Below are 22,000 nucleotides of genomic sequence, written 5' to 3'. Positions count from 1 at the left end.
GCCCGAGACCTCCTGGGCCTCCTTCTGCAGCTGGAGGACGAGTTCGGCATCGTGCCTGTCGAGAATGGATCGGGCCTTTCAATCGATGTATCTGCCGAGAAGGCGCCCGCCGCTGCTTGGCCTCCCTCAGGGTCTCACTGTGTATAAGGTCGACGGCCAGCCCCCCTCAGCTCGATCACCGCCCTCAGCCTCGGCCTACTAGTCGTGTGCCTGTTCACCTAGGAGAAAGCATGCCAAAGGCAGCGCTGGACCATGGTTTGCGGCCACACCTCCGCAACCGCGCGATGAGGACGACGAGGTCCCTGGCGAGGTATATGCCGTCGACGAAGACGACCCTGTGGACCGCGTCGACGCACTCGGGCATGGGCCAGACCTCCCAGAACTCGGCCGTCCTGCGCCTGAAGGACCGCCCGCCGCAGTAGGGGCAATAGACGGCCTTCATGGGCACCTCTTCCGAAAAGGTATTTAACGGTTCCGGAAAAGGTTATCTGCCTGCGGGAACGATAGGCAACCGGACACACATTCTGTCCGAGCGGTTAAAAGCGGGCACGGAATTCAAACGGCTAAAAAAGGGGCATCGACCTGTGCCGATGCCCCCAACGTGGACACACATTTTGTCCTATAAGCCTTAGCCAACAGATTGCCTGCACAAAAAAACATGGCCACCCGCAAAGGGTGGCCATGTAGATTCTATCTGCAAGAAATCTTTTGCGTGCGTGGTGTGCTTTCGCGCATTCAGTCATGCGCACCTTCGCGCTTTCACACTCTAGCACGTTCATGCGTTCATGCGTTCACGCTTTCCGCATTCTCGCGTTCGCGCTTTCGTACTGGTCTATTCGCCTGTGCGAATTACCACGTGCGGGAATTCATCTGGCGGAACTGAGCAACGGTTGGAGCGTGCGAATTCATGCCGCCGTCAACGTTGATGATCTGTCCCGTGGTGTAGGTACTTTCATCGGAGCCAAAATATACGGCTGCATGAGCAATGTCTTCTGGGCAACCGTAGCGGTTAACCATGATGCTACCCAAGAAGATATCTTTGAGCATCTGAGGAACCTTCGCCTCGTTTTCTGGCGTAACAATCAAGCCTGGACGGATGCAATTGCAGCGGATGTTGTCTTTGCCGTATTGCAAGGCAACGTATTGCGTGAAGATGTCTACGCCCGCCTTGGCGCATGCATAAGCGGTAGAACCTAAGTCGCCTGCACATGATGCCATAGAGCCAATGTTTACGATTGCGCCGCCACCAATTTCTTTCATGTAGGGGATAGCGCACTTCGTTGCATAGAAGGTGCCGCGCAGGTCGCTTTCCAAAATAGCGTCCCACATTTCAAGGGTGAGCTCGTCAACACGACCGTCCTTGAGGGCAACGTTTGCTGCATTGTTTACCAAAATATCGAGCTTGCCGTATTGCTCTACAGTGTCTGCAATAAGCGCTTCGATGCTTGCTGGTTCGGTAATGTCGAAATAGTGGAAGCTTGCCTTGCCGCCTGCTTCAACAATTTGATCAACTACAACTTGGCCTTTTTCGGCACGACGACCACTAATAACAACCGTTGCGCCCTCGGCTGCGTATACCTTTGCGATACCGATGCCAATACCGCTGGTGGAGCCCGTTACGATAGCAACTTTGCCTTCGAGTCTACCCATTGTGTTCCCTTTCTCGTTCAAATAATCGATAAGGTATTTTTATTCCTTTTTCGCGTTTTTGTGAATATTTGCATAGAAAAAGCGGATGGCTAGCGTGTGGATTTCGGCAGGAAGGGAAGGGGCCGGCCGCGTTGCGTGCACTGCCGCATTCTTTTCTGCAGGAAAATATGTTGAGCTGCTCGTTTTTCTGTTTGAATAGTAGACAGATTTAGCATGGTCAGAGGCTGCTGGCAAACAATTTACTCCCTCAACAAAACGCTTGCTCTCTGACATGCCATGCTCGCGCACAAAGTTGGGGCCTTCCCAGACGGGAAGGCCCCTTTGCTGATTATCTTAGCGCTTCATTTCAATGGAGCTGCACCAATGGTATCCATGCTTATTTATAGTTGTTGCGCTTTCTGAACGTGAAGAGCGCCCCAGCACCGGCAGCGATCGCAACGCCGCAGATGCCCATTGCATAGAGGGCGGCGCTATCGCCGGTGTGAGGGAGATTGGATGCAGACTTATCGGAGTCGCCCTCGACGATGGTCAGCTTGGCATCGTCGATGTTCACGATGAACTGGTCGGTCACATCGTTGCCCTCGGCATCGGTCACGACCGCCTGACCGCTTTTCGTTACAGGGTACTCGCCTGCATCGGTGCCCGTTGCAGAAGCCTCAACGCCGGAAACGTAGAAGGTCTGACCATTGATCTGGAACTCCAGGGTCTCGAAACCGGATACGGACTTCTCGGTGCCATCGTAGGTCACGGACTTGGAGTTAGGAGTGAGGGTGATCTGGTACTTCTCGCTACGGTCGGTAACGGTCAGGGTTCCGTACGTCTTGTTGATCTGATAGTTGTCCAGATTGGTTCCCTCGTTGGGGATGCATTCGAATGCATTCTCAGAGGAGCCGACGATCTTCTGCGAGCCGGTGAAAGAATAGGTGGCACCTTGGCCATCGACCCAACCAGTATCCCGGGCAGCCTCCCCAACGGTGACCTTGTGATTGGTCAGGGGCTTGCCGTCGTACTCCTTGGAACCACTCGCGGAGGTCAGGGTGACCGGACGCTTTTCGACCCTCAAGACACCATAACGTATGGAAATATTGTAGTGTTTCTCGAAGTATTCCTCACTACCTAAAGGTAACACTACGTCAAACGTATTTTCCGATTCGCCAGCATTCGTCTGAGACCCGGTAATATTGAATCGAACTCCGTCTTCGTCAAGAGGAGCCCAACCGTCCCCATCGACACTAATTCCTCCGATAGTAAGAGGGGTGCCGTCATAGATCTTGTAGTCGCTCGAGGAAGACAACCTTACGTCACGCTTTGTAATCTCGATTTCGAAGCGTTCCTCATCCGCATCACCCCCCGAAACCATCAAAGTCACGTGGCCGAGTTCAGTTCCCGTTACAGAAACGGTCTGCCCATTAGGCGATTTGTCAATACTCGAGATTTCGATAGCTCCACCGTCCTCAGAGGACCAAGTCCAATTATATTCAGACCTTGATGTTCCATTGGTATATTGCGCAGTCATGTAGTACTTAATCTGATTTGGGCCACTGATTGCAGGGGCATCAGCGAAAGCTGCAACGGGTAGAAAAGATGCTGCCAGCACTGCCGCCAGCATCACCCTCGCAAATCTTTTCGCAAGCGATTGGGAGAGAACTGCAGTTGCGACCTCTCCCCATTTGGAGAATTTGGAATCCATGAAGCTCATGTCTGCTCCAATCGCATCGAATTGAACCAACGTAAAACGCAACACGACGCACAGTGTGTTGCTGCGTTTTTTCGATTTGGTAAAGAATAACCGAGTCTTTGTTGGCTATGCGTCGTTTGAATGTAATTACCTCTCTAATAAATCATATTTGTTACTTTTCTGCACCACCAAACCAGATTCTGCCTCCTTCGAATTAGGCACCCACCCCATCAAGACCACGAAGCATCCCCGTCCAGAGCAAGCCCGAGCCGAGCAAGGGACATGCCCGAAAATAATTCTCTGTTAACATGAAATGCAATGTTGCAATAGGGAACGCACGCTTGAATTGGAGGATACGATGAAGATACAGGTTAAAGAGACCTTGGCCAGGCGCCGGACGGTTTTCTTCCTCACTCTCGCAGCCATCGTCGGCGTTTGCGCTTTCACCTTCTCCGGCGCCCAGAATTACGCCTGGGCTGAAGGCGAAACCCCCATTGCCACTTGGAATGAAGTCAAAGCGCCGGGATATGGCGTCGTTAAAGCAAATGAAAAGAACCTTTCGCTTGAAATAAAAATAGATAGCCGGAACGATCACCTGGAGGCCCATTTCACGAATAACGACGGAGATACAATTCACCCATCTGTCCTTGAGTTGACAACGGAAGATGGATCAGTATTAACCGCCTATTTTGGTGAAGATATTCTTCCTACCAATCAAGCAGCATCTTCCATTGAAGGCTCGAAACCCACTACCCGATTCACTAAAGCAGCGCTTTACAAAACCGTCACCGTGACCTTCGATACGAAAGGCCACGGAACCCAGATCGACCCCATTACGGTTAAGAAGGGGACGTCCGTCACCCTGCCCCAGCCCACAGACCCGAATTATGACTTCGGCGGCTGGTTCACCGATGAGAGCCTCACCACCTCGTTCAACGGCACCGCCGCTAAGAACATGACCGTCTACGCCAAATGGACCGAAAAGGAAAAGGTCACCGTTTCCTTCGAATCCAAATATGGCACTGCTCCTGAGGCCAAGACCGTGAACAAAGGCGGTGTCGTCGAACTCCCCAATCTAGGCACTGACGGCGACTACACATTCGTTGGCTGGATCATGAAGGGCTCCGAAGGCACCGATCCCTTTATCGGCGAATACACCGCTAAAGAAAACATCACCTTCACGGCTGTCTGGGAAGCTCCCTCCACTCCCATCATCGAAATGGTCGATGTCACCTTCGACATGAACGGCCACGGCGACAGTGTGACCAAGCAGACCGAGAAGGGCAAGCCCATCACCCTTATCGATGATCCTGCCGCCGAAGGCTACACCTTCAAAGGCTGGACCTACGACAAGGAAGGCAAGCAGGCCTTCGACCCCAAGAAGAACGCAGACCAGGACACCACCCTGTACGCCCAGTGGGAGAAGAATGCCGACTCCGCTCCCACCAACTCAACAATCCCCCGGACCGGTGACAACCAGATGGCACTCCTGGCATCCCTCTGCTTCAGTGCAGCAGCCCTGATCGCAGTCGGCATCGCGTTAACCGCGTATCGCAAATGCAAGCACGTATAAAGCATACGTGACGTTACCGTTCTAATTCTCGATCTAAACAGAGGGGAGTCCCGCGGGACTCCCCTTCCCATTCGCGTACCTAATTACGCTGTTCCTACTAAAATTGGGAATTCTATTCCCAGTTTTCTCCTATTCCCACTCAATGGTCGCGGGCGGCTTGGACGTAATGTCGTAGCACACGCGGTTGGCGCCGGGGACCTCGGCAACGATGCGGCCGGAAATGCGGGCCAGCACATCGTAGGGCAGCTTGGCCCAGTCGGCGGTCATGGCATCACTGGATTCGACGGCACGCAGGATGATCGGGCGCTGATAGGTGCGCTCGTCGCCCATAACGCCAACGGACTTGATGTCGGGCAGGACCGCGAAATACTGCCAGCAGCTGTGCTCGGAGTTGCGCTCGCCGGTCTGCTCAAACAGACGCTGGTTGTAGGCGTCGAGCTCCTCGCGCACGATAGCGTCGGCGTTCTTGAGGATCTCGAGCTTCTCCTTGTCGACCGCACCGATGATGCGGATGGCCAGACCCGGGCCCGGGAAAGGCTGACGGAACACGATATGACCCGGCAGGCCCAGTGCCAGACCAAGCGCGCGGACCTCGTCCTTAAAGAAGTGATCAAGCGGCTCAATGAGGTCGAAGTGTACGCCCTCGGGGAACGGGATCAGGTTGTGATGGCTCTTGATGGTGGCCGTCTTGCCGCCCGTCTTGCGAGCGCCGGACTCGATGATGTCGGGGTAGATGGTGCCCTGAGCCAGGTACTTGACCGGCTTGCCATCGGTCTCGAGCTGCTGCGCCACGGCGAAGAACTCTTTCCAGAACTGAGTGCCGATGATGCGGCGCTTCTCCTCGGGCTCGGTCACGCCGGCCAGAAGCTCGGCATAACGGTCCTCGGCGTGAACGTGGATAAAGTCGACATCGAACTGCTTGGTGAAGACCTCCTCCACCTGCTCGGGCTCGCCCTTGCGCAGCAGGCCGTGGTTGATGAACACGCAGGTCATCTGCTTGCCCACAGCGCGAGCGCCCAGCGCAGCCACGACGGAGGAGTCGACGCCACCGGACAGGGCCAAAATCACGCGGTCGTTACCGACCTTCTCGCGGAACTCGGCTGTCATGGTCTCGACCAGGTTGTCCATGCTCCAGTTGGGCTCCAGGCCGCAGATCTCAAACAGGAAGTTGCTCAGCAGCTGCTGACCGTACTCGGAGTGCTTGACCTCGGGGTGGAACTGCGTGGTGAAAATCTTGCGCTCGGGGCACTCCATGGCGGCAACCGGGCACACGTCGGTGCTGGCGGTAACGGTAAAGCCCTCGGGCGCCTCGGACACGGCGTCGCGGTGGCTCATCCACACGGTTTGCTGCATGGGCGTGGAGTTAAAGAGCTTGGCGCCGGCAGTGCGCGTAATAGTGGCGCGGCCGTACTCGCCCACCTCGGAGTGACCGACCTTGCCGCCGAGCGTCACGGCCGTGATCTGATGGCCGTAGCAGAAGCCCAGGACGGGAAGGCCCAGGTCAAAGATGGCAGGATCGATGGACGGAGCGTCCTCGGCATACACGGAGGCCGGGCCGCCGGAAAGGATGAGCGCAGAGGCGTTCATCTCGCGAATCTCATCGGCCGAGATGTCGCAGGGAACAATCTCGGAATACACGTTGAGGTCGCGGACGCGACGGGCAATGAGCTGACCGTACTGCGCACCAAAGTCGAGTACGAGGACCTTTGCGGAAGCCTTTTGATCCATGGTTTCCCCCTCTTGTTGGCGGGGAGCCGATGCCCACCCGCGCGAATAAACGAGAATAACTTTCATAGTGTACACGTTATATGGGGTTTCTCGTCCCTCGCTGCCATCAGCGCACGGCAAACGCACGACCTGGGCCCCTATTTGACGGCAATTGAAGTGTTACCAAACGTTACAGATGATGTAATACGTTTGAACATTGGACGCCCTGTGCCACAATACTGCCGAACGACTCCGCCTCTGGGGCGGCAAATACGATAGGAACACCAACATGAAGCGCATCCTTCTCATCGCCACGGGCGGCACCATCGCATCGACCGAGGACGGCAACGGCCTCTCTCCCGCCCTGACCGGTGAGGAGCTCGCCCAGAGCGTCCCCGAGATCTCGGGCCTCTGCGAGCTCGACGTCGTGCAGCCCATGAACATCGACAGCACCAATATGCGTCCGAGTGACTGGATGCGTATCCGCGACGTCATCGTCGAGGGCTATGCCGACCACGACGGCTTCGTGATTCTGCACGGCACCGACACCATGAGCTACACCGCGGCGGCGCTTTCTTACCTGATTCAGGACAGCCCCAAGCCCATCGTGCTCACCGGCTCGCAAAAGCCCATGGGCAACCCCTTTACCGATGCCAAGCTCAATCTGTACCAGAGCCTGCTCTATGCGCTTGACGAGCATTCGCACGACGTCTCAATCGTGTTTGGCGGTGTGGCCATCGCCGGCACGCGCGCCCGCAAGCAGCGCACCATGAGCTTTAACGCGTTCATCAGCGTCAACTATCCGCCCATTGCCTACATCCGCAACGACCGCATCGTGCGCAACGGGCTCCACGGCACCCACCAGAATGAGAGCCCGGTTCGTTTCTACGACAGTATCGACCCGCGCGTGTTTGTCCTTAAGCTCACGCCCGGCGTGAATCCAGGCATATTGGACGCCCTGACCGATAGCTACGACGCCGTAATTCTGGAGACCTTTGGCATTGGCGGTATTCCCGAGTTTGGCGAGTCCGGCGAGTCATTCCAGGAGGCGATTTTCCGCTGGGTCGATTCGGGTCGCACCGTCGTTATGACCACACAGGTCCCCGAAGAGGGCCTCGATCTGGGTGTTTATGAGGTCGGCCGTGCCTACGCCGACCATCCGGGTATTTTGCGCGGCGACGATATGACCACCGAAACGCTCGTGGCCAAGACCATGTGGGCGCTCGGCCAGTCACGTGATGCGGCCGAGATTCAGCGCCTGTTCTACAGCCAAGTCAACCATGACCGCATCCCGATGGTGTAGCTAAAACAAAATCCGCCTCTTTGGGCCTTGTAGGGCACGTGGTACCTCTCGGAACGTGCAAAAAGCGGAGTTTTCAGCACCCGCCCCTTCCGGAAACGTTAAAACCGCTAGCTGTAAATCGCTTTTCGGTTCGATAGGCTCGTCCCACGCGTCTATTATTCCTCATAATAATGAATTTTGTGGATAATCCAAAACAGCAAGCATCGTATTTGCGCCTTCGGTTGCTGTCAATTTATTGAGGGATGCTGAATACTCGGGTTTTTGCACGCCGCCGTCGGGGGGACCCGTTCAGCAAACGACAAATCTAGCAAAAACGCCTACTCAATGCCCTCGAGAAGCTCTGACACCGTCATGCCAAGCGCGGGCGCAAGTTTAAATAAAATCTCGAGCGTGCTGTTTGCCGTTCCGCTTTCGATTTGATCGAGATAAGGTCGGCTGATTCCAACCGCCAAGCAAAAATCGACCTTGGAGATACCAAGGGCCTTGCGCGTCCGCTCGACTCGCTCGCCAAGAATCTGTTTCGCATGTTCGTTCATGCAGACGAGTTTGAAATGGAGCAAAACAAAAACGTAAACTATAGTTTACGTTTTGCCCAATATACAGGAGTTTTCTATGTCGGGTTCTTCGGTCCGCATGTACCGAGCCACGCTTCGCACAAACAGCGCACCGCCCAAGCTCGTCGTCGTTGAAGCAGAATGCCTTTCGCCCGATGAGCGCACAGCATTTGCATTGCTATCAAGTCGCGTCGCCGCCGTTTTGGTCCCTTGCCCGGCGCAAGGTGAACTTGCCATCCAATGCCAAGCGCACGGCTGCTCACTCAATCAGGCTGCCGTAATCGCAACCAGCCAGTGTTGCCTGCCCCTTCTCTTGGAAGCCGGTATCGCGCTCTGCCTTCGCGGTGCCGGATACGAAAACGAGGCCGCCGCCGATGTGGTCTTTCAACCACGATCGAGCGGCGGCCTCGCAGCAGCCATCGAATATGCTTGCAGGCTCGTTGCCTAAAGGCGCAAGCTAAAAGCCCAAGCCAAAACCTGTGCCGGTAATCGCCGAATACATAAAGTAGACGTTAATTACGTTGAGGAATACGCCCGTGATGCAGCCGTTTCGCAGGTAGCGCTCGCACACGATGCGCGCCATGGCGGCGGAGTCCTCATTGTTCTTTGCCTGGCGTCCCGCCGTAAAGTACGTCGCCACGCTCAGCAGCAGGTTGAGCACCGGCAATGCCAGCAGCTCGTAGCTCTTGCCCCAGCGCGTCACCTCGCCGGCGGCATTAAACTTTGTTGCCACCTCGGGACCAATGTTAGGGATTACAAACGCTGCGACCACCAGCGGAAGCACTGCAAGCACCAGCAGCGCGATGCCCATGTAGCCAGCTTTTTTTCCATATTTAAACATGCTCGCCGTCCTTACACGTTAAAGCGGAAGTGCACGACGTCGCCATCGGCCATGACATACTCTTTGCCCTCGATGCGCAGCTTGCCTGCAGCCTTGGCGCCTTGCTCGCCACCGAGCTCGATGTAGTCGTCATAGCCAATGACCTCGGCCTTAATAAAGCCGCGCTCAAAGTCGGTATGGATGACACCGGCGGCCTGCGGGGCGGTCGCGCCCTGACGCACCGTCCAGGCCTTGACCTCCATCTCGCCAGCCGTAAAGAACGACTGCAGACCGAGCAGCTTGTAGGCTGCCTGCGCGAGCACGTCCAGGCCGGGCTGCTCCAGGCCCAGGCTCTCCAGGTAGTCGGCCGCATCCTCGGGATCGAGCTCGGAAAGCTCGGCCTCGATCTTGGCGCAGATCGGCAGCGGCTTGACGCCATCGATGGGCGCCAGGTCCTCGTTGAGCATGTCCTCGTCCACGTTGGCCACATACAAGATGGGCTTCATGGTGAGTAGGAACAGGCCCTTCGCAGCGGCGCGCTCCTCGTCGGTCATCTCCATGGACGCGGCGCGCTTGCCCTCGTTGAGCCAGGCGAGCAGGCGCTTGGCGACCTCAAACTTGGGCATGAGCTCCTTGTCGCGCTTGGCCTCCTTCTCGAGCTTAGGCAGCTGCTTCTCGAGCGTGCCCATGTCGGCCAGGATGAGCTCGGTCATGATGGTGTCGGCATCGCCGGCGGGATCGACGAACTCGCCCGTACGACCCACCTCACGCATGACGTTGGGATCCTTAAAATAGCGCACGACCTCGCAGATAGCGTCGGTCTCGCGAATGTTTGCCAAGAACTGGTTGCCCAGGCCCTCGCCCTCGTTGGCACCCTTCACCAGGCCCGCGATGTCGACAAACTCGACCGTAGCCGGCACAATGCGGCCAGGGTTGACAATGTCGGCGAGCTTTTGCAGGCGGCTATCGGGCACATCGACGATACCCACGTTGGGGTCGATCGTGGCGAACGGGTAGTTGGCGGCAAGGCCGGTCTTTTTGGTAAGCGCGGTGAACAGCGTCGACTTGCCCACGTTGGGCAGGCCCACGATACCGATGGAAAGGGACACGACAGCTCCTTTTGGTACAGGTACTTCAAACTGCATAAGTATAGCGCCGCCGCAGCATCCGGGCGAATCCGGACACCGCGGCGGCGCAAATGAAGCAAAGATTGGGGTAGCTGGCTAGTCCGCGAGCTTCTCCACCTGGTCGAGCATCTTGTCGAGCTTGGCCTTCGCCTCGGCTTTTACCTTTTGGGCCTCTTCGTGGGCTTTGGCCTTCTGAGCGGCCTTTTCCTCGGCTTCGGGGTCGACGACAACCAAGTTGGACGCATCGTGTTCGACCAGCTTGAGCGCATGTTCGGGACAAACCTTGACACAGGCGCCGCAGCCCAAGCAATACGTGGACTCCAACGCGAAGCGGCCGCTTCCCACCAAATCGCAGGCGAACGTGGGGCATACATTGACGCACTCGCCACACGACGTGCACTTGTCAAAATCGCACTCCGGCGTACTCACCTGCATGTTCTGGGCAAGCTCGGGATGGTTCTGCAGTGTCGAAAGCACCAGCTGCCGCCCATGCGTGAGCGAACGGCGACGCTTTGCCGTCGTGGTGCCGCACATGGTGTTGAGCGTGCGCTCCAGCTGGGTAATCTGGTGACGGTGGGCCTTCAACTTCTGCGTCACCGAGGCCAGCGCCGCCGTCGCCGGGTTGAGCTTGGTCACCGTCAGACCCGTCGTGCGGGCAATCTTTTCCATGTACTCCTTGCGCTCGTACTCGCGAAGCTTATGGCACTTGAGGCTCTTGGGGTCGACCTCCAGGCCCATACCCGTGCCAGACCACTCCTCAGCCTTCGCAATCGCTTCGCCCAGGATGTCCTCGCCGCCGGTGTTGCGGCATTTATCGCACACGCCCAGGGGCAGGTACACACTCACGTTGGGATAGTCCACCAGTACCGAGAACCAGGTCTCGGCCGTAATATCGCCCACGCAGGCAACGACGACCTCGTTCTCGCGCGGCATGCGCTTGAGGGCGCGTGTGCAGGTGACGTAGGCGGTCTCGTGGCTCGTTGCCGCCGAGACAATGTCGTCATACAGGTTTTTGGGCGCCAGGCGCGGCGAGATGATTGCCTCGGTCGGACAGGCAGCGGCGCACAGGCCGCACTTGCGGCAGGAGTCGAGAATCTCGATGGAGTCTTCCTCGACCTCGATAGCGTTGACCGGGCACACATCCATGCACGCGGAGCAGCCACTCTTTTCGTTTTTGCAGGTCAGACACGGAATGGTGTTGCCGCGCGGACGCTCCTTGTAGTCGGCGGGATTCCACTGCGGCGCCGACGGATCAAGCGCATCGGTCACACCGCCAAGCGGGTTTTTAAGAAAGTCGAAACCCTTGCTGATCTCGATAATGTCATCAAACAGATCGTGTTCCTGCGCCATGCGCGGCCCCTCCCTGAGCAGTGCAAACAAGCAAGAGATAATGATACGCCATCGGCCCACGCCTCGGGCAAATTACATGCGGCGCATCATTGAGACAAATAGCCTATGGCCTATCGCCGCCTCGATTGCACAAGGTCAATCAAGCGCCAAGCTATGCCTCGCACATGAGCTGCACGAGCTTTTGTTTGGTCACCTTGGCCTGTTCGTTAGCCATATTGCGCTCGTTCTTAAAAGTTGCGTCCGCAACGCTCAGCAGGTCATCATCGGAAATCTCACCAAGGCCCAGCTCCTCGAGTGTCGTCGGCAGACCCACGCGCTGGCAAAACTCGAGCACCTGATCAAGCTCGGGCGCGCACTCCAAACGAAGCTGCACCACCAGGCCAAATGCCACGGCCTCACCATGCATGGCCTTGCACTCGGGCAGAATCGTCAGGCCGTTGGCGATGGCATGGGCAAGCGCTAGGCCACCGCTCTCAAAGCCAACACCCGAGAGCAGAATATTGCACTCGATCAGGCGCTCAACCGCCGGCGATATACGGCCCTTTTTGAGATCGCGCTTGGCAGCGACACCAAACTCCATAAGCGTGTCATAGCAGGCACGAGCCGCAACCAAGGCCAAGTGTCCCGGCGCGCCACCGTGCTCGTTGGCGCCGTGCGCCGCGGCGCACGAACGCGCCTCGAAATACGTTGCCAGTGCGTCGCCCATGCCAGCGACCGTCATACGCAGCGGGGCTGCCGCGACCACGCCGGTATCGACCACAACCAAATCTGGATTCTTTTCGAGCATCAGATAGCGGTCGAACGACCCATCCTCGTGATACAGCACCGAAATCGCGCTGCACGGGCCGTCCATCGAAGCCGCCGTGGGGCATACGCACAACGGCAGTTCAGCATAAAACGCAACGGCCTTGGCGATGTCGAGCATCTTGCCACCACCGATGCCGACCACCATGTCGCAACACTCGGCCTGGGCTTCCTTGGCCATTTCGACAACGGCCTCTTCCGTACACGGACCGTTGTAAATCTTAAAGAACGGCTCGCTTAGATCTTCGTCCAGAAATCCATCGACGATCTGCTTGCGCAGCCGGTCCTCGGTGCCTTGGTCAAACAGGACAAAGGCGGAGCATCCCAACCACGACAGGTATCTGCCCTGACGCGAAAGTTCGCCCGGCCCCTGAACATACCGGCCGGGACCGCCATAAACCATAGGAAGCGCCATACGAGAATCCGCCCTTCATCAAACAACGATTGGTGCAATGCCACCTGTCCCCTTGTGGCAACTTGGCGCATTGAGGACAGGTTGGATTGCACCATAGCAAAAAGGGTCCCGCGCACAGAGCGCGAGACCCTTATCAGAACAATGTGTGCCGATTAGAACGTGACCGGGGTGTCGGTGTAGACGCACTCGAGCAGCTGCTCCATCTCCTCCTGAGACGGCTGGCGCGGGTTGGAGCCCGTGCAGGCGTCGAGGATGGCGTTGGCGGCAACGTCGTGCTTCTTAGCCTCGAACTCATCGTAATCGATGATGGACTCGTCGGCCTTCACGCCCTTGGCACCGTAGTTCTTGATGCCCTGCGGGATGTCGAGCTTGTCGTTGAGGTCGCGAATCTCCTGGACCAGAGCCTCGACCAGCTCGTCCTCGGTCTCGCCGGCGAGGTGCAGGATCTCCTTGGCGATGAAGGCGTAGCGGCTCTTGGCGCGAGCGTCCTTGGCGTTGAACTGGATGACCTTGCCCAGGTACATGGCGTTGGCGCAACCGTGGATGATGTGGTCGCCCTCAAAGGCGGCACCGGTCTTGTGAGCCATGGAGTGGACAATGCCCAGCAGACCCGAGGAGAAGGCGATGCCGGCGATGCACTGGGCGTCGTGCATGTGCTGGCGGGCCTCATGATCGCCCTGATAGGACTTGGGCAGCCACTCGACGATCTCGCGGATAGCATGCAGGGCGTTGGCGTCGGTGTACATGGAGCCAGCGGTGGAGACGTAGGCCTCGATGGCGTGAGTCAGAGCGTCCATACCGGTGTGAGCGCACAGCTTGGCGGGCATGGTGTAGGTGAGCTCGGGGTCGACGATGGCGACATCAGGGGTGATGTTGAAGTCGGCCAGCGGGTACTTGATGCCCTTGGCGTAGTCGGTGATGACGGAGAACGCGGTGACCTCGGTAGCGGTGCCGGAGGTAGAGGAGATGGCGCAGAAGTGAGCCTTCTGACGGAGCTCCGGGAAGGAGAACGGGACGACTGCCTCCTCGAAGGTCTCCTCGGGATACTCGTAGAACAGCCACATAGCCTTAGCGGCATCGATGGGCGAGCCACCGCCAATGGCGATAATCCAGTCGGGCTGGAACTCGGTCATGGCCTCGGCGCCCTTCATGACCGTCTCGACGGACGGATCGGACTCGACGCCCTCGAACAGCTTGACCTCGAAACCGGCCTCCTTGAGGTCGGCCTCGACGTCCTGCAAAAAACCGCCGCGGCGCATGGAGCCGCCGCCGGTCACGATGATGGCCTTGCTGCCCTTGAGGTTCTTCACCTCGTGGCGAGCGCCCTCACCAAAGTACAGATCGCGAGGATTGGTAAAACGTCCCATACTGTGCCTCCTAAACAAGCCCCTCTTAGACTTGCGTATATAACGGAGCACCCGATTGGCTCCGTTAGGACCGTTTTGCGCGTTGCCGGCGATGACAATGCGCGATGTCTAAACGTCTCAACGCTCAGACAAATATTATTTTACCGTTCTGGTTGGTCAGTTATTTACCGAAAGTCGACAATGATGAAACGTTTTTTCTATCCCTGAAGACCCTTATGCGGCATTCATACTCCCAAGCTGGGCAAACGTTTTATCAAGGTTGACCACATATCCAGGGCAGGACTGTGCCCCTCCAAAAGACACGCCGTTCGCCGCCAAAAATCGACCGTTTGCGGCACCGTGATACCACTCGGTCGTCCAAGGTGCCGACATTTGTGCGACATCCGTCTTCGTGGTGCAAAGGTGCATGTCCAAGTGCGGCACTCCCAATGTGCCTCATGCGGGTAAACTAGAACCTTATATAGAGACATTTGAACCCTAACCGCAGCAAAGGAGGCCCCATGGCATTCGATCCCATTCAAGAAGATTGCCATCGCCTCGTTCTTGAGGCCTTGCGCCGCGATAATATCCCGCTCACCGACGGCCCTGCCGTAGAGCGTCTGATGGAACAATTTACCCGCAACCCCGCGCCGCTCATCGTGCACGACCGCGACCGCGCCGGACATCTGATTGCCAAGGTAGTCGAGGCTGTCGACTACCGCATTCCCTTTATCCCTGACGATACCCAGGCAGAGCAAGAAGAGGCCGCTGCCGAAAACATGCTTCGCGAGGCAGCCGCACTCGACCCGACCAACTGGGACGCTCAGCGCATGTTGACCGCCCTCACCGCTAACTCCAACGAGGAGTACGTACAGTACTTGGTATCCAAGTGCGATGAAGTCGAGCACGACCTGGCACTCAAGATCGCCTCGGCGCAGGACCCCTACGAGCGCGAGGCCGCAGGCGACCTTACACGCCGCCCCTACCTGCGCTGGCTTGCCGCCCTTGCGTCGCGCGCCCTCATTAGCGGCCGTTACCGCCTGTCGCTCGAAACCGCAAACCGCAGCCTGGACTTTGCCCCCAACGATCCGGCCGGTGTCCGCCACACTGCGATGCTCGCCATGGCAAAACTCGAATACCCCGCCGAGGAGCTCAAACGCTTTCGCTCTGCCCACTCCGTCCCCTATCTTGCCAACACGCCGCTGCGTCGTCGTCCCAAGGACGCGGAGCGCGACTTAGACCCGTGGACACTCATCGCGCTGATGAGCGCTGCCTGGCGCGAGCTGGACTACGAGGGCGCCGAGCACTACTTGCGCATCCTTGCGCGCTCGTGCGCGCACGCAGCCGAGGCGCTTTACTTTCAAACCGAGTTTCCCGATGGCGTCTATGCCCGCGTCAACGTGGGCGTGGGCTCCACCGACGAGCTTGTCCTTGCGCTGTCCGAAGCGACGCCGGTACTGCAGGAGGGCTTGGGCGCCCCCGACAACGCCAGCTTTGCCGCCTGGGTCGCCACCAACGATATCGTGCGTTCCCAGATTGACGAGCGCATCCTGCGGGCGGCCGAGCAGGGCTTGCCGTTTAAGGGAGGAGACCTCTAATGGATCCGAGCGTCTACATCCCCGCCTACCTGGAGCGCGCCTACGTTGCGTCGCACCCCGAACTCACCGATGCAGCACGCGATCTTGTCCATAACGACGTAAGCGTCAACCCTCATAAGTATGCGCAGACCGAGCATGCCCAGGCACTGCTTTCCTATGCCGGCGTTCACCGCCACCTGCTCGACGAGCTCCATCGTATCGAGGATATGGGCAGCGATGAGGAGTTTGAGCAGACGCGCAACCGCCTGTTCGACGATATGCGCGATGAGCTGCTCAAGATCGTCCGCATCGATGCGTATGTCTTCGATGCCCAGCTGCTTGCCATCATTTTGGCGGACACGCCCGTCGACGCCTGCCTGGGCGACCTGATGAAGCTCGAGGCGACCACAGCCGATTACCTGCGGCAAAGCGTGCCCGGATTCGATATGGAGGCTCCACACTACTGGGCCAACAAGGTGCTGGCAGACGGCGTGACGGCGGCCGATCTCACCGTGAGCGAGCCGGCGCTTATCGGGTGGCTCCACACGCTCGAGGCCATCTCGCAGCTGTGCATGGCGAGCGCCCGCTACCGTGCTGCCGTCAACTATTCTCGCCGTGTTCTTAAGGCGGAAGGCTATCCCACCCGAGCTGCCGGCACCGTGCTACTCGCCCTCGCTCGTCTGGAAGACGAGGACGGCTTTTTTGCCCTGGCCCACCAGCTCGAGGAGCAGATGGGGGCCGATGCCCTCGAGAACTCCCCCTGGTACCTACTCGCCCGCACGATCCTGCTGTTCAAAACAAACAAGATGCGCCCGGCGACACGCGCCCTGCGTGAGTTTGCCAACCGCTGCGAGGGCGGCGCGTTCTTTTTGCTGAACCCCATGTATCAGACGCCGTACCTTCCCTGCCGGCCCGAGCCGCACGACCCCTGGGACCTTTCGCACCAGGCAGTTTGGGAGGCCGACGGCATCATCTCGGATACTCCCGACTTTGCCCCCTGGGCCAACGCTTGCGAAGACGTATCGCAGCTTGCCCAGGAATTTGCGCGCCGTTATGGCTTTTAACGGCACGATCGCCACGACCATGTCATTCACGTTAGGAACGGCTTCATGAACTTCCGCTCATCTCTCGCCTGCACTTCGAGCGATATCGCCCGCTGGGGGCTGCGCTCCATCCTTAAGCGCCAGGGCGGCGTACTCCCCGGCCGCATCGCCATGAAGATCGACCCCGAGCTGCTAAGCGACCTCGCGAGCCTTGTCGACCGCAGCGTGGTGGTCACCGGCACCAACGGTAAGACCACCACCTCCAACCTCATCGCCGACGCCGTTGCCGCCAGCGGCGCCACCGTGGTATGCAACCGCGCCGGCAACAACATGGAGCCGGGCGTGGTGGGTGCCCTGCTCGAGGGCCGCAACGATCTTAAGCGTGCCGGCAGCGGCAAGCGCGTGGGCGTCTTTGAGTGCGACGAGCTCTACACGGTGCGCGTCTTGCCCAAGCTCAAGCCAACGTACTTTGTGCTGCTCAACCTGTTCCGCGACCAGCTGGACCGCTACGGCGAGATCGACCACACCCAGGACGTCATAGCCCACGCGTTGGAGCTTTCGCCGGCAACGACGCTCATCTATAACGCCGACGACCCGCTCTGCGCCTCGATCGCCGCACGCGTCCCCAATATGAGCATCGCCTTTGGCATCGACGGCGCCACGGGCACGGAGTCCGATCGCATTAGCGACTCGCGTTTTTGCTCGCAATGCAACGCGCCGCTGGAGTACGACTATGTGCAGTACGGCCAGCTCGGCGCCTATCATTGTCCTTCGTGCGGTTGGAGTCGCCCCGCGCTGGTCCGTCGCGTGACAGGCGTTGAGCTCGGCTGCGACGGCTACGGCTTTGACCTGACCTTTGGACCCGAGGCAAAAGCGCCCGCAACGCACATCGCCACGCGCTACAACGGCCTGTACATGGTCTACAACGTTGCCGCCGCCTTCTTTGCGGCGCGCGAGTTGGGCGTGGACGCAGCGCATCTGCAGCCCACGCTCGATGCCTACGTCCCCGCCGGCGGACGCATGGGCCGCTGGGAGATTGCCGGCCGTACCGTCGAGGCAAACCTGGCCAAAAATCCCGTGGGCTTCGATCGCCAGATCCAGTCCATTAAAACGGCAGGCGGCAGACTCTGCGCCTTCTTCCTGAATGACAACGACGCCGACGGCCACGATGTCTCGTGGATCTACGACGTCGACTTCGAGCGCATCGCCGATACCCCAGGGCTTGTCGCCTTTGTCGGGGGTACGCGCGCGCACGACATGCAGGTGCGCCTGAAGTACGCCGGCATCGACGCCGCCATCATCTCGAATATCGAGCAGGCGATCGGCGCCGTGGCAGATGAGGCAGCCGATGACACCTTCTATGCCGTCGCCAATTACACGGCATTCCCGCCGCTGGTCAAAGAGCTCGACGGACTTAAAGATGCCGATGCGAGCTCGGTTGCCTCCTGCGCCGTAACACGCACCGATGGCAGCGCCGTCCCCACCGATATTGCGCCGGTCGAGCTTCCGCGCCCGCTGCGCATCGTCTATCTGTATCCCGATGCCCTCAACCTCTATGGCGACGGCGGCAACGTCATCGCCCTCGAGCGCCGCTGCGCCTGGCGCGGCATTCCCGCGCGCGTGGACGAGGTCCGCATGGGCGAGACGCTCGATCTTACCGACGCCGACATCGTCATGATGGGCGGCGGTGCCGACCGCGATCAGTTGGCTGTGGCACACGAGCTGCTCGCTCAAAAGGACAAGGTTGCGACATATGTTGAGGACGGCGGCTCGTTGCTCGCTATCTGCGGCAGCTATCAGCTGCTCGGTCGTTCGTACTATATGGGCGAGAATCGCATCGAGGGTCTAGGTGTCATCGCCGCCGAGACCGTGCGCGGCTCCGACCGCCTGATAGGCAACGTCGCCGTCAAGACCGACCTGGCACCCGAGCCCTTTGTGGGGTTCGAGAACCACGGCGGCCGCACCCTGCTCGATGCAGAGGCCACGCCGCTCGGAACATCTGTCGTCACGGGCACCGGCAACAACGGCGACGATGGCTTTGAGGGCCTCATCTACAAGGGCGTCATCGGCACGTACCTACACGGACCGGCACTGCCCAAGAACCCCGAGCTCGCCGACTGGCTCATCGCCCATGCCCTTGAGCGCCGTGGCGATGCACAGGCCGCCGCCCTGCTGCCGCTCAAGCCCCTCGACGACACCTACGAGCACGCCGCCCACGACGCCGCGATGAAGCTCCTCCCCTAACGCCCCGCCACCACAAAGGGACAGGCATCTTTGTGGTGGTTTTTCAGTTTGCCAACGATATGTGAACGAATAAAAAAGTCTGCTATACTCTTTCCCGCTGTCCCCATCGTCTAGCGGCCAAGGACGCCACCCTTTCAAGGTGGATATCGCGGGTTCGAATCCCGCTGGGGGCACCATTTGAAACGAGAAGCCCGTTACCCCCACGGTGACGGGCTTTTTTCTACCCCAACGCCGGGATTCGAACCCGACAGGGTGCGGAGCTGAGGAAACGCGAAGCGTTTTCCAGCGCAGCACGCAAGGAGCGAAGCGACGCAGCGAAGGCGGGCGGCGCCAGCCGCACGCGGATATCCCGCTGGGGGCACCATTTAAAACGAGAAGCCCGTTACCCTCGCGGTGGCGGGCTTTTTTCTACCCCAACGCCGGGATTCGAACCCGGCAGGGTGCGGACCCCGGCAAATCGGCGGCAAAACGGACTCCAAAGCGTCCTTCGCAATCAAAAAGCCGGGGCCCGCGCGATGCGGACCCCGGCTTAATACCGTGACGATATGTTGGCTATGCCCTACACGTAGAACAGGATGTCATCGTAGGTCGGGACCGGCCAGTAGTCGGCGGCCACGATCTCCTCCATGGCATCCACGGAGGCACGCAGCGTATCCATAGCGGGAACGACCTCGTGTGCATACACATTGGCCTGCTCCTGGCCATCGAGAGCCTCGGCCTTCTGATGCACGGCGTCGAGCGCCTTGATGGAGTCGTTGATGGCGGTGATACCGTTGCAGAGCTTGTTGAGCGTGTTCTGCTCGCACTGCATGGCGGCCTCAGCACCGGCGGCACGAATTGTCTCAAGGCCCTTAGCGACCTTGGTGGCATAGGCGGTAATGACCGGACGATAGGTACGACGTGCCTCGCGAATCATCGTGGTAGCCTCGATGTTCATGAGCTTGTTGTACTTCTCGAGCTTGCAGTCGTAGCGGCACTGTGCCTCGGCCTTGGTCAGAACGCCCGTCTCCTCAAAGAGCGCGATAGCCTTATCGGAAACAAAGGCGGGAAGAGCGTCGGCCGTGGTCTTGTTGTTGGCAAGGCCGCGTTTCTCGGCCTCGATGGGCCACTCGTCGGAGTAACCGTCGCCGGAGAACAGGATGCGCTGGTGATCGGTCAGCACCTTCTTACAGTACTCGAGCGCGGCGTCCTGGAACTTATCCTCGGGCGTACCCTCGAGTGCATCGGCAAAGGACTTGAGCGACTTGGCCACGGCGGCATCGAGCACCAGGTTGGAGTCGGAGACGTTCTGCTCGGAGCCGCAGGCACGGAACTCGAACTTGTTGCCGGTGAAGGCGAACGGAGAGGTGCGGTTGCGGTCGGTGTTGTCCTGCATCAGCTTGGGCAGGGTATCGGCGCCCAGGTCGAGCACGCCACGCGTGGCATGGACGGAAGCCTTGCCATCGATGATCTTCTCGACGACCTCGGTAAGCTGGTCGCCCAGGAAGATGGACATAATCGCCGGAGGAGCCTCGTTGGCGCCCAGACGATGGTCGTTGCCGGCCGAGGCAACGGAGGCACGCAGGAGCTCCTGGTAGTTATCGACGGCCTCGATCACCGCGGTGAGGAAGACGATGAACTGCAGGTTGTCGAGCGGGGTGTCGCCCGGATCGAGCAGATTCTCGGACTCGGTGCCAAGCGACCAGTTATTGTGCTTGCCCGAACCGTTGATGCCCTCGAAGGGCTTCTCGTGCAGCAGGCAGACCAAATCGTGGCGGGAGGCGATGAGCTTCATCTTCTCCATCATGACCAGATTCTGGTCGATGGCCTCGTTGACCTCGCCATAGACGGGGGCGAGCTCATGCTGGCAGGGAGCGACCTCGTTGTGTTTGGTCTTGGCGGGAATGCCAAGCGCCCACAGCTCATCGTCCAGGTCCTTCATATAGGCCGAGACGGTGGGGCGGATAGCGCCAAAGTAGTGCTCCTCGAGCTCCTGGCCCTTACAGGGAGCAGCACCAAAGAGGGTGCGGCCGGTGATGACCAGGTCCCTGCGCTTGCGGTAAGCGTCCTTCTTGATCAGGAAGTACTCCTGCTCATCGCCCACGGAAGGAACGACCTTCTTGGGGGTCTTACCAAACAGCGCCAAAACGCGCTTGGACTCACGCGAGAGCGCGGTCATGGAGCGCAGCAGCGGGGTCTTCTTGTCCAGGGCCTCGCCCGTGTAGGAGCAGAAAGCCGTGGGGATGCACAGGACATCGTCCTTGATAAAGGCGGGGCTGGTGGGATCCCAAGCGGTATAGCCGCGGGCCTCGAAGGTGGCACGCAGGCCGCCGTTGGGGAAGCTGGAGGCGTCCGGCTCGCCCTGGATGAGGTTCTTTCCCGTAAACTTGGTAATAGCGGTGCCGTCGTGGTTGGGTTCGAGGAAGCTGTCGTGCTTCTCAGAAGTAATGCCCGAAAGCGGCTGGAACCAGTGCGCGTAGTGCGTCGCGCCCTTGGAGATGGCCCAAACCTTCATGGCATGGGCAACGGCGTTGGCCACATCCAGGTCGAGTGGCTCACCGTCCTCGAGGGTTGCAGCAAGGCGTTTCCAAATGTCCTTGGGGAGGTAGTCCTTCATGACTTCCTCAGAGAACACCATGGTCCCGAAGCGGTCAGTAAGTTCGGCCATACGGAACTCCCTTCGTATCGGCACCGCGTGAGAAGCGGTGTTGATTACTAACGAACGAGTCATAGCTTAGACTCGCCGTGTTTCCGCGACATTACCGTTATGTTGCCGTCGCGAAACTAATCAATGAGGTTACCGCATCGCGGCAATGTTGCCACCCTCAAC

17 protein-coding genes, 1 tRNA gene and 1 pseudogene are annotated in these 22,000 nt (G+C 58.9%); 7 read left to right on the top strand and 12 right to left on the bottom strand.

Annotated elements, in window-relative coordinates; genetic code table 11:
• Positions 1 to 221: 221 nt before the first annotated feature.
• From ACTQZF_RS08445 to ACTQZF_RS08430, 4 genes and pseudogenes are all read right to left on the bottom strand, one after another.
• Positions 222 to 412 (bottom strand): annotated as a pseudogene (locus tag ACTQZF_RS08445) (hypothetical protein); the annotation flags it as partial.
• A gap of 437 nt (positions 413 to 849) precedes the next feature.
• Positions 850 to 1,650, bottom strand: coding sequence for an SDR family NAD(P)-dependent oxidoreductase (locus ACTQZF_RS08440; protein WP_123220203.1), 801 nt, complete (start codon positions 1,648 to 1,650; stop codon positions 850 to 852).
• 39 nt (positions 1,651 to 1,689) lie between these two features.
• The gene (locus ACTQZF_RS08435; protein ID WP_441555037.1) at positions 1,690 to 1,923 is read right to left on the bottom strand and encodes a hypothetical protein; all 234 of its coding nucleotides are present in this window, start codon (positions 1,921 to 1,923) and stop codon (positions 1,690 to 1,692) included.
• 103 nt (positions 1,924 to 2,026) lie between these two features.
• A complete protein-coding gene (locus ACTQZF_RS08430; protein WP_441555036.1) occupies positions 2,027 to 3,349 on the bottom strand; it encodes an LPXTG cell wall anchor domain-containing protein in 1,323 nt (440 codons plus the stop codon).
• Between the two features lie 337 nt (positions 3,350 to 3,686).
• Here ACTQZF_RS08430 and ACTQZF_RS08425 point away from each other — a divergent pair, with 337 nt between their 5' ends.
• Positions 3,687 to 4,901 (top strand): InlB B-repeat-containing protein, encoded by a 1,215-nt coding sequence (locus ACTQZF_RS08425; RefSeq protein ID WP_441555035.1) that lies wholly within the window; start codon positions 3,687 to 3,689, stop codon positions 4,899 to 4,901.
• A gap of 129 nt (positions 4,902 to 5,030) precedes the next feature.
• Here the strand turns inward: ACTQZF_RS08425 and guaA are convergent, their stop codons facing one another.
• Positions 5,031 to 6,629: a glutamine-hydrolyzing GMP synthase gene (gene guaA / locus ACTQZF_RS08420; RefSeq protein WP_441555034.1), complete on the bottom strand. Its 1,599-nt coding sequence runs from the start codon at positions 6,627 to 6,629 to the stop codon at positions 5,031 to 5,033.
• Positions 6,630 to 6,897: 268 nt separating this feature from the next.
• Between guaA and ACTQZF_RS08415 the strand changes: the two genes are divergently transcribed.
• Positions 6,898 to 7,911 carry an asparaginase gene (locus tag ACTQZF_RS08415; RefSeq protein WP_154517941.1) on the top strand — a complete coding sequence of 338 codons (1,014 nt, stop codon included), beginning with the start codon at positions 6,898 to 6,900 and terminating at the stop codon, positions 7,909 to 7,911.
• Positions 7,912 to 8,228: 317 nt separating this feature from the next.
• Here ACTQZF_RS08415 and ACTQZF_RS08410 read toward each other — a convergent pair whose 3' ends face one another.
• Positions 8,229 to 8,447: a helix-turn-helix domain-containing protein gene (locus tag ACTQZF_RS08410; protein ID WP_441555033.1), complete on the bottom strand. Its 219-nt coding sequence runs from the start codon at positions 8,445 to 8,447 to the stop codon at positions 8,229 to 8,231.
• 76 nt (positions 8,448 to 8,523) lie between these two features.
• Here ACTQZF_RS08410 and ACTQZF_RS08405 point away from each other — a divergent pair, with 76 nt between their 5' ends.
• Positions 8,524 to 8,913 (top strand): hypothetical protein, encoded by a 390-nt coding sequence (locus ACTQZF_RS08405; protein WP_441555032.1) that lies wholly within the window; start codon positions 8,524 to 8,526, stop codon positions 8,911 to 8,913.
• 9 nt (positions 8,914 to 8,922) lie between these two features.
• Here the strand turns inward: ACTQZF_RS08405 and ACTQZF_RS08400 are convergent, their stop codons facing one another.
• The 5 genes from ACTQZF_RS08400 to ACTQZF_RS08380 all read right to left on the bottom strand — a co-directional run bounded on the left by ACTQZF_RS08400 (position 8,923) and on the right by ACTQZF_RS08380 (position 14,348).
• Positions 8,923 to 9,306: a DUF1648 domain-containing protein gene (locus ACTQZF_RS08400; protein ID WP_427719441.1), complete on the bottom strand. Its 384-nt coding sequence runs from the start codon at positions 9,304 to 9,306 to the stop codon at positions 8,923 to 8,925.
• Positions 9,307 to 9,317: 11 nt separating this feature from the next.
• Positions 9,318 to 10,394, bottom strand: coding sequence for a redox-regulated ATPase YchF (gene ychF / locus ACTQZF_RS08395; protein ID WP_089572784.1), 1,077 nt, complete (start codon positions 10,392 to 10,394; stop codon positions 9,318 to 9,320).
• Positions 10,395 to 10,508: 114 nt separating this feature from the next.
• The gene (locus ACTQZF_RS08390; RefSeq protein WP_441555031.1) at positions 10,509 to 11,762 is read right to left on the bottom strand and encodes a 4Fe-4S binding protein; all 1,254 of its coding nucleotides are present in this window, start codon (positions 11,760 to 11,762) and stop codon (positions 10,509 to 10,511) included.
• A 151-nt stretch (positions 11,763 to 11,913) separates the two neighbouring features.
• A complete protein-coding gene (locus ACTQZF_RS08385) occupies positions 11,914 to 12,981 on the bottom strand; it encodes a glycerol dehydrogenase (RefSeq protein ID WP_441555030.1) in 1,068 nt (355 codons plus the stop codon).
• A gap of 152 nt (positions 12,982 to 13,133) precedes the next feature.
• A complete protein-coding gene (locus ACTQZF_RS08380; protein WP_117794788.1) occupies positions 13,134 to 14,348 on the bottom strand; it encodes an iron-containing alcohol dehydrogenase in 1,215 nt (404 codons plus the stop codon).
• A gap of 500 nt (positions 14,349 to 14,848) precedes the next feature.
• Here ACTQZF_RS08380 and ACTQZF_RS08375 point away from each other — a divergent pair, with 500 nt between their 5' ends.
• From ACTQZF_RS08375 to ACTQZF_RS08360, 4 genes are all read left to right on the top strand, one after another.
• Entirely contained in the window at positions 14,849 to 15,925 is a 1,077-nt protein-coding gene (locus tag ACTQZF_RS08375; protein WP_441555029.1) for a hypothetical protein, read from the top strand.
• The gene (locus ACTQZF_RS08370) at positions 15,925 to 16,968 is read left to right on the top strand and encodes a hypothetical protein (RefSeq protein WP_441555028.1); all 1,044 of its coding nucleotides are present in this window, start codon (positions 15,925 to 15,927) and stop codon (positions 16,966 to 16,968) included. The genes ACTQZF_RS08375 and ACTQZF_RS08370 overlap by 1 nt, the downstream gene beginning before the upstream one ends.
• Before the next feature lie 45 nt (positions 16,969 to 17,013).
• Positions 17,014 to 19,191, top strand: a complete 2,178-nt coding sequence (locus ACTQZF_RS08365) for a MurT ligase domain-containing protein (protein WP_441555027.1) — start codon at positions 17,014 to 17,016, stop codon at positions 19,189 to 19,191.
• Between the two features lie 99 nt (positions 19,192 to 19,290).
• Positions 19,291 to 19,367: transfer RNA gene (locus ACTQZF_RS08360), tRNA-Glu, on the top strand.
• 383 nt (positions 19,368 to 19,750) lie between these two features.
• Here the strand turns inward: ACTQZF_RS08360 and ACTQZF_RS08355 are convergent.
• Positions 19,751 to 21,838: a glutamine synthetase III family protein gene (locus ACTQZF_RS08355; RefSeq protein ID WP_154517961.1), complete on the bottom strand. Its 2,088-nt coding sequence runs from the start codon at positions 21,836 to 21,838 to the stop codon at positions 19,751 to 19,753.
• Between the last annotated feature and the right edge of the window lie 162 nt (positions 21,839 to 22,000).

The sequence above is a fragment of the Collinsella sp. LCP19S3_H3 genome (assembly GCF_052119145.1).
Taxonomy (GTDB): domain Bacteria; phylum Actinomycetota; class Coriobacteriia; order Coriobacteriales; family Coriobacteriaceae; genus Collinsella.
Note: the sequence above shows the minus strand (reverse complement) of the source record. Positions and strands in the feature narration are given on the sequence as shown.